Source organism: Nonomuraea sp. NPDC003201 (assembly GCF_053590415.1).
In genome coordinates, this window is sequence record NZ_JBSFTC010000119.1 from 25,555 (window position 1) to 31,878 (window position 6,324).

Genomic DNA, 6,324 nt, shown 5'->3' on the forward strand with positions numbered 1-6,324 from the left:
TCCCCGCCGCCTCCCCGGGCCCCGGGCCGCGTCAGCCGCCGCACGCCGCGAAGACGAACATGCCCTTCAGCATCCGGTACCGGTCCCGGACCTTGACCGCGCCCGTCTCGGTGTCGATCTGGACGATGGTCATCTTGTTGCCGCCCTCCTGGTACTGGACCAGGTGGACGGTCACCTGGGTGTCCCCGGTCCAGTCCACCATGTCGACGTCCCCGGCCGGCAGGTTGAGCTTCTTGCGGCCGACGACCTGGTCGCTCTGCATGTCGTACAGGACGAGCTGCGGCTTGTTCCCCGCCACGAGGGACGCGACCGTGCGGCCGTCGGCCGACAGCGCCTGCGGCGAGTTGGACGACACGACCTGCGGCGGCGTGCCGCGTACGAGCTGCTCGCCCGTGTCGCTGTAGACGGCCAGGTCGGTGACGCCCTCGTCGCCGTCGGCGCTGGTGAGCACCTCGTCCCCGTCGCCGCTGAAGCCCAGCACGATCAGGTTGCCCGGCACGGAGCCGAGCCGGGCGCCGGTGGCGGTGTCGAACACGCGCGTGCTCTGGACCTTCTCGCCGGAGATGACGGCGGCCAGCCGGGCGCCGTCGTCGGACAGGCGCAGGGTGATGTTGTTCTGGTCCACCCGGGGCAGCGCGTCCTTGGCGAACAGCTTGACGCCGCCCCCGAGCGTGCGCACGGCCAGCTTGCCGGTCCTGGTGAGGTACGCGATCCGCTGGCCGTTGCCGCTGACCGCGATGGGCGCCGAGGCGTAGACGAGCTTCTTGCCCTTCACGTCGAGCGCGACCGTCTGGGCGTCGTGCAGCGTGCTCTGACTGCCGTCGTGCATGACGAGCCGCCAGTCGCCGCACGGCTTGGCGTCCCCGTCCTTGCCGCAGCTCTTGATGGCGGCGTAACGGACGCTGTCGTGCCCCCGATGTGCCTGCGCGTGCGCGTGCGGCTCCGCGTACGCGACGCCCCCCGGCACCGCGACGACGGCGGCCGCGAGGACCGCGAAGATCTTGGCTTTCATGTCGTTCACTCCCCCGCCTTCACATAGGCGTACCTGGTCTTGCTGATCGTGTATCGGCCGGTCCGGTTGACCGCCCCGGAGTCGGGATCGACGGTGAGCTCCCGTATCACCGCCGTCTCCCCGACGTCACCGCTCTCCACCACCGCGTGGAGCAGGCCGTCCGGGCCCCACCAGGCGAGGTCCGGCGGCACGCCGGGCGAGAGCGGCAGGTCGGCGCCGCCGGACAGCTGCCCGGTCGCCAGGTCGTAGGTCCGCACCCTCGGCGGCTTCTTCGTGTCGGCGTTGCCCGCGGTGAACACGGCCACCGTCCGGCCGTCGGGGGCCAGGGCGAGGGTGGGGGCGTTCGCGACGAGCTGGGGCGGGGTCGCCTTGACCGAGGCGCCGCCGAGCCGGTGCGCGGTCAGGCGGAGCGTGTTGTCGCTCAGGTAGCGCTTGGTCAGCACCTCGTCGCCGTCGCCGCTGAACCCGCCCATGCCCTCTCCGAGGGGCAGGGTCGTGATCTTGCCGGTCGCGACCGTGATGACCTTGGCGGGCAGGCGGACGGGCTCGTCACCGTAGTCGATCACGACCGTGTCGCCCTTGGGCGACAGGTAGACGCCGACGTCGGAGGTGCCGACGCCCTTGGGGACCGCCGCCTTGGGCAGCGTCCTGGCCGGGCCGCCCGCGATCGGCTGGACGACCAGGCGGTGGTCGCTCCTGCGCTCGTACGCCATCACGCGGCCGTCGGCGCTGATGGCGAACGTGTTGGTGTCGTGGACCTCGTTGCCCTTGGCGTCGATCTGCGAGGTGGCCGCGCCGGGCACGGCGACCTTGCGGCCGTCGCGCATGATCAGCTGCCAGTGACCGCACGGGTAGTCGAGGTCGTCCTTCTTGTGGGTGCAGGTCTTGACCCAGGCGGCGCGGGCCTCCGGGGACTTCGACTGGGCGTGGGCGGCGCCGGGTGCGAGCCCCAGTCCGCCGATGACCGCCGACGCCAGCAGGGCCGCGGTCGCTGAGGGGTGCCTCATCGGTGTGATCCTTTCGCTCACCCCGTTAGACACCCACTTCACGTGCGCGGTTGGTCACAGATCGGCCACGGCCGCGGCTCACTCCCTCCCGGGGTCCAGCGGGCGGCGGCCCGCGAAGCCGAGCTCCGTACGGTGGTACCAGGCCAGCTCCGGCTCGCCCTCGATCCAGCACAGCCGCACCGACACCCCGTCGATCACGGCGGGAAAGTCGACCAGCACCGGCGCGATGCCCTTGACCTCGATCCCCCGCTCGGTCCACCCGCTGAGGATCTCCTCGATGCGGGCCTGCAGCCCCTTGATCTCGGGCAGGCCGCCGAGCGGGGAGCTCCCCGTGGCCCGCCGGTCGAAGTCGATCTCGGTCAGGTCGGCGCGGGCGGCGATCACCTCGCGGGCGTCACGCATGACGCCGGGGAGCAGCTCGCGGGCCTCGTCAACAGTGAAGATCCGGTCCATGCCACAGACGTTACGGCGTGTACGCCTCGATGAGCAGCCGTTCGGCGTGGTCGAGATAGTCGTCGAGGTACGCGGCGGCCTTCTCGGGCCGCCCCGACTCGAGGAGCCCGAGCAGGGTCCGGTTGCGGTCGACGAACGGCTCGTGGAAGGCCCGCGGGTTCTCCATCACGTGGAAGACCAGCCGCAGCTCGGCCAGGAGCTGGCGCATGGCCTCGTCGATCCTGGGGCTCTCGTTCAGCGAGACGAGCGCCTGGTGGAAGCGGATGTTGGCGGTGCCGACGCCCTGCCAGTCGTCCTGCTCGGCGGCGCGCTCGGCGTCGAGCACGGCCTCCTTGATCACCGCCAGCGCCTCGGGGGCCGGGCCGCGCCGTACGGCCGCCCCTTCGAGCACGCGGCGCACGCGGTAGAGGTCGGCGACGTCCTCGGCGGACGGGAGCCGGACGAACACGCCCCTGTTGAGCTTGTGGTCGAGCAGCCGCTCGTGGCCGAGCAGCCGGAACGCCTCGCGCAGCGTGTTGCGCGACACGCCGAGCCCCTCCGAGATCGACTCCTCCGACAGCCGCTGCCCAGGACGGAAGAAGCCCTCGCTGATGCGGTCGCGCAGGATGTCGGCCACCCGTTCCGCGGTGCTGCTGCGGCCCAGCCTGGGGCGGTCCTGAGCGAGATCGGCAACCACGTTATCCACATTTGACAGCGAATCATGGAGCAAACCTCTTGTCGAATTGTTCAACGATTCTTATGTTGAAGAGGACCCCCTAGACGAACAAGGAGCGATCGAATGACAGGCTCCGCGCAACAGACCCGGCGGGTGATCCTCGCCAGCCTGATCGGAACGTCGCTGGAGTGGTACGACTTCTTCCTCTACACCACGGCCGCGACCCTGGTCTTCCCCAAGCTGTTCTTCCCCGCGCTCGACCCGTTCAACGCGACGCTGGCGTCACTGACCACCAACGCCGTGGCGTTCGTCGCCCGGCCGCTCGGCGGCGTCGTGTTCGGCCACTTCGGCGACCGGGCGGGGCGCAAGACCGTGCTGGTGGTGACGCTCCTGGTGATGGGCGTCTCGACGTTCCTCATCGGCGTGCTGCCCGGCTACGCGAGCGCGGGCGTGCTCGCGCCGATCCTGCTGGCGGTGCTTCGGTTCGTGCAGGGCCTGGGGCTCGGCGGCGAGTGGGGCGGCGCGGTGATCATGTCGCTGGAGCACGGCGACGGGCGGCGGCGCGGCTTCAACGCGAGCTGGCCGCAGGTCGGCGTGCCCGCCGGATACGTGCTGGCCACCGGGCTGCTGACGCTCCTGTCGTTCACGCTGTCCGACGCGGCGTTCCTGTCGTGGGGCTGGCGGGTGCCGTTCCTGCTGTCGGGCGTGCTGGTGTTCGTGGGCCTGTGGGTGCGGCTGCGGGTGACCGAGTCGCCGCTGTTCGCCCAGGTCAAGGAGCAGGGCGCCAAGGCGGAGATGCCGCTGCTGGAGGTGCTGCGCACGCACCCGCGGGCCCTGCTGTCCGCCTTCACCGCGCGGATCGGGGTGGACGTGGCCTTCTACACGTTCACCGCGTACATCATCGTCTACCTCACCACGGTGCTGAAGCTGCCGCGTTCGTACGCGCTCAACGCGGTGCTGATCGGGTCGGCGCTGCAGCTCGTGCTGATCCCGCTGGCCGGCGCGCTGTCGGACCGGTTCGGGCGGCGGCCGGTCTACTTCGCGGGCGTGGTGGGCGCGGCGGTGTGGGCGTTCGCGTTCTTCCCGCTGCTCGACACCAGATCGTTCCCGCTGATCGCGCTGGCCGCCGTGGTCGCGCTCGTCACCCACGCCGCCATGTACGGGCCGCAGGCGGCCTTCATCGCCGAGCTGTTCAGCACGCGGCTGCGCTACAGCGGCGCGTCCATGGGCTACCAGGTGGCGGGCATCGTCGGCGGCGCCCTGGCCCCGATCATCGCCCTCAGCCTGTTCGACACGTACAAGACCACGGTCGCGGTGTCGATCTACGTGGTGGTCGCCCTGGCGGTCACGGCCCTGGGCCTGGCCATCGCTCCGGAGACCCGCGACCTCGACCTGGCCGCGCAGCCCGACCCCGGCTCCAAGGCCAAGGCCTCCCTGCCCGGCCAGGTGGGACCGTTCGCCTGAGCCGGAAGCTCTGAGCTCAGCCGGAAAACGCCGCGAGAAGCCGCGGGCGGCGGCTGCCAACGCCGCCCGCGCGGAAGGGGTACTGATGAGAATCGCCCTGATCGTCGTCGCCGCGCTCATCGTCGTCCCCCTGCTCATCGGGGGCCTGGGGGGCTTGGAGAGCACCGGCGGCGGCGAGGTGGCCGTCATCCGTGACGGCGGCCCGCTCGACGACAACCAGGTACGCCAGGTGATCAACCCCGGCTCCGGCCTGACCTGGACCGGCATGTGGTCGTCCACCCACCTCTACCCGGCGCAGCAGCGCTTCTACACGATCACCGCCGACCCCAAGCGGGCCACGACGCTCGGCGTGGACGTGGTCACGGTGCCCAGCAGCGACGGGGTGAACCTCGGCATCGAAGGCACCCTCTACTTCACGCTCAACCTGGACCATCAGACGCTGAGGACGTTCGACGACAAGTACGGCACCCGCACCTTCCGCGCCCAGGACGACCGCTCGCTCTACGCGTGGGACGGCGACGAGGGCTGGTCGGCGTTCTTCGGCCAGGCGGTCCGCCCCGTGATCGACAACGCGCTGCGCGGCCAGATCGGCGCCATGCGCTGCGCCGAGCTCGTGCCGTCCTGCTCGCTGCTGGAGAGCTCCACGCTCAAGCCGCAGGACAGCAACGCCAACATCGTCAAGGTCCAGAACGCGGTCAACGCCTCGCTGGCCCGCGACCTGCCGGCCACGCTCGGCGGCGACTTCCTCACCGGGCTGCGCTTCACGCTGGCCAAGGTGACGCTGCCGGGCGAGGTGCAGCAGGCCGTGGACCGCTCGCTGGCCGCCTCGGCGGCCGTCTCCGAGGCGCAGGCGAAGGTCGCCCAGGCCAAGGCGGAGGCGGATGCGAACCGGGCAAGGCAGGACGGTTACGACAAGTGCCCGGCGTGCGCGGAGATCGAGAAGCTCAAATCGCTGCCGCAGGGCATCACGGTGTACGCCCCCGGGAATCCCCAGTCGGTCGTGGTTCCGTCGCGGTAGTCAAGATGTGGTTGACTCTTTCTGCGCGCAGCGTCTGGGTTGTGACGGAATCGCCACCTATTCACAGAGCAACCTCCACCTAATACGCATAAACTGCGCGGCTGTGAGCCTGCCTGTACGTGAACGTTCCCCCCGGCCGGGCGGCGGTCGCCACCGCCGTCCCGTGCCCACGTCCCTGCCGCCGGACGCCCCCATGCTCGTGCTCGCCACCCCCGGCGCGGCGGCCGGCGTGGCCGAAGAGATCGCGGCCGTGGTACGCCTCGACCACCCGCAGATCGAGGTGCGGCTGACGAGCGTCACCGACCTGGCGGACTCCCTGCCCTCCGGCCGCGACGCCGTCATCGTGCCCCTGCTCACCTGGGACGATCCGGTCGTCCTGGCTGAGATCGGCAAGGCGGTCGCGGCCGGCGGCAGCGGCGCCGTCGTCACCGAGGCGCTCGGCCCGCACCCGCTGCTGGCCGAGGCCCTGCACATCAGGCTCGCCGAGCGCGGCCTGGCCAGGGCCGACCGCGTACGGCTGCTGAACGTCTCCAGCCCCGTGGACGCCGTCATCATGGCCACGGTGGGCGGGGAGCGCGCGGTGCACGCGGTGCAGGCCACGGCCGTGCTCCTGGCCTCCCGGCTCACGCTGCCGGTCGTCTCGGCCTCGCTCGACGATCCCCGTGGGGGCCTCGTGGCCGATCATGCAGGGCGCGATGGCCAGGCGCTCGGCGCC

The 6,324-nt window shown here is 71.1% G+C and carries 6 protein-coding genes and 1 pseudogene; 3 read left to right on the forward strand and 4 right to left on the reverse strand.

The features are described from left to right. Window positions 1-31: 31 nt before the first annotated feature. From ACWDX9_RS33015 to ACWDX9_RS33030, 4 genes are all read right to left on the reverse strand, one after another. Window positions 32-1,012 carry a hypothetical protein gene (locus tag ACWDX9_RS33015; protein ID WP_449960843.1) on the reverse strand — a complete coding sequence of 327 codons (981 nt, stop codon included), beginning with the start codon at window positions 1,010-1,012 and terminating at the stop codon, window positions 32-34. 5 nt (window positions 1,013-1,017) lie between these two features. Further along, on the reverse strand, window positions 1,018-2,019 hold the full coding sequence (locus ACWDX9_RS33020; RefSeq protein WP_449960845.1) for a hypothetical protein: 1,002 nt from the start codon (window positions 2,017-2,019) through the stop codon (window positions 1,018-1,020). A 78-nt stretch (window positions 2,020-2,097) separates the two neighbouring features. After that, window positions 2,098-2,472 (reverse strand): DUF2203 family protein, encoded by a 375-nt coding sequence (locus ACWDX9_RS33025; RefSeq protein ID WP_449960848.1) that lies wholly within the window; start codon window positions 2,470-2,472, stop codon window positions 2,098-2,100. A gap of 10 nt (window positions 2,473-2,482) precedes the next feature. Next, the gene (locus tag ACWDX9_RS33030) at window positions 2,483-3,148 is read right to left on the reverse strand and encodes a GntR family transcriptional regulator (RefSeq protein ID WP_355198203.1); all 666 of its coding nucleotides are present in this window, start codon (window positions 3,146-3,148) and stop codon (window positions 2,483-2,485) included. A 102-nt stretch (window positions 3,149-3,250) separates the two neighbouring features. Here ACWDX9_RS33030 and ACWDX9_RS33035 point away from each other — a divergent pair, with 102 nt between their 5' ends. The 3 genes and pseudogenes from ACWDX9_RS33035 to ACWDX9_RS33045 form a co-directional block, all read left to right on the forward strand. Further along, the gene (locus ACWDX9_RS33035; RefSeq protein ID WP_449960851.1) at window positions 3,251-4,591 is read left to right on the forward strand and encodes an MFS transporter; all 1,341 of its coding nucleotides are present in this window, start codon (window positions 3,251-3,253) and stop codon (window positions 4,589-4,591) included. Between the two features lie 85 nt (window positions 4,592-4,676). Beyond that, window positions 4,677-5,609, forward strand: a complete 933-nt coding sequence (locus ACWDX9_RS33040) for an SPFH domain-containing protein (RefSeq protein WP_449960854.1) — start codon at window positions 4,677-4,679, stop codon at window positions 5,607-5,609. 163 nt (window positions 5,610-5,772) lie between these two features. After that, window positions 5,773-6,324: pseudogene (locus ACWDX9_RS33045) on the forward strand (hypothetical protein); the annotation flags it as partial.